At 66.3% G+C, this 1,592-nt stretch carries 1 protein-coding gene; it reads right to left on the bottom strand.

Going from position 1 to position 1,592, the window contains the following annotated elements; all coding sequences use genetic code 11:
• Positions 1-2: 2 nt before the first annotated feature.
• The coding region (gene hutU, locus C7402_RS46085; protein WP_244315129.1) for a urocanate hydratase at positions 3-1,592 on the bottom strand (1,590 nt) is incomplete at its 5' end.

Genomic DNA, 1,592 nt, shown 5'->3' with positions numbered 1-1,592 from the left:
GCTCATCGGCCGAGCATCGGCAGCTTGAGGCCCGCTTCGCGCGCGGTTTGCTGCGCAAGCTCGTAGCCCGCGTCCGCGTGGCGCATCACGCCCGTGGCCGGGTCGTTGAGCAGCACGCGGCCCAGACGCTCATGCGCCGCCTGCGTGCCGTCCGCGACGATCACCACGCCCGAGTGCTGCGAGAAGCCCATGCCCACGCCGCCGCCGTGATGCAGCGACACCCACGACGCGCCGCCCGCCGTATTGAGCAGCGCGTTGAGCAGCGGCCAGTCGCTCACGGCGTCCGAGCCGTCCTTCATCGATTCCGTTTCGCGGTTCGGGCTCGCCACCGAGCCGGTGTCGAGGTGATCGCGGCCGATCACGACCGGCGCTTTCAGCTCGCCGTTCTTGACCATCTCGTTGAACGCCTGACCCAGACGGTAACGATCCTTCACGCCCACCCAGCAGATACGCGCCGGCAGCCCCTGGAACGCGATGCGCTCGCGCGCCATGTCGAGCCAGTTGTGCAGGTGCGGATCGTCGGGAATGAGCTCCTTGACCTTCGCATCGGTCTTGTAGATATCCTCAGGATCGCCCGAAAGCGCGACCCAGCGGAACGGACCCTTGCCCTCGCAGAACAGCGGACGGATATATGCCGGCACGAAGCCCGGAAAGTCGAACGCGTTTTCCACGCCCATTTCCAGCGCCATCTGGCGGATATTGTTGCCGTAGTCGAGCGTGGCCGCGCCGCGCTCTTGCAGCGTGAGCATGGCGCGCACCTGGTTGGCCATCGATGCCTTCGCGACCTTCACGATGGTTTCGGGCGCAACCTTCTGCGCCTCGCGCCACTGCTCCACCGTCCAGCCCTGCGGCAGGTAGCCGTTGATCGGGTCGTGCGCGCTGGTTTGATCGGTCACGCAGTCCGGCGTGATGCCGCGCTTCACGAACTCGGCGAACACGTCCGCCGCGTTCCCGAGCAGGCCCACCGAAACGGGCTTGCCCGTCTTCTTCGCTTCCTCGACGATAGCGAGCGCCTCGTCGATCGTCTTGGCCTTGCGGTCCACGTAGCGCGTCTTCAGGCGGAAGTCGATGCGCGTCTCGTCGCATTCCACGGCGATCATCGAGAAGCCCGCCATGGTGGCCGCGAGCGGCTGCGCGCCGCCCATGCCGCCAAGCCCGCCCGTGAGAATCCAGCGGCCCTTCGGGTCGCCGTTGAAATGCTGGTTCGCCACCGAGTAGAACGTCTCGTAGGTGCCCTGCACGATGCCCTGCGAGCCGATGTAGATCCAGCTGCCCGCCGTCATCTGGCCGTACATCATGAGGCCCTTGCGGTCGAGTTCGTGGAAATGTTCCCACGTGGCCCAGTGGGGCACCAGGTTCGAATTCGCGAGCAGCACGCGCGGCGCGTCCGCATGCGTGCGGAACACGCCCACGGGCTTGCCCGACTGGATCAGCAGCGTTTCGTCTTCGTTCAGGTCCTTCAGCGACGCGAGGATCTGGTCGAAGCATTCCCAGTTGCGCGCGGCGCGGCCAATGCCGCCGTACACCACGAGCGCATGCGGGTGCTCGGCCACTTCGGGGTCCAGATTATTCTGGATCATCCGGTAGGCGGC

This window comes from Paraburkholderia unamae (assembly GCF_003096875.1).
In the GTDB taxonomy this organism is placed as follows: domain Bacteria; phylum Pseudomonadota; class Gammaproteobacteria; order Burkholderiales; family Burkholderiaceae; genus Paraburkholderia; species Paraburkholderia unamae.
Note: the sequence above shows the minus strand (reverse complement) of the source record. Positions and strands in the feature narration are given on the sequence as shown.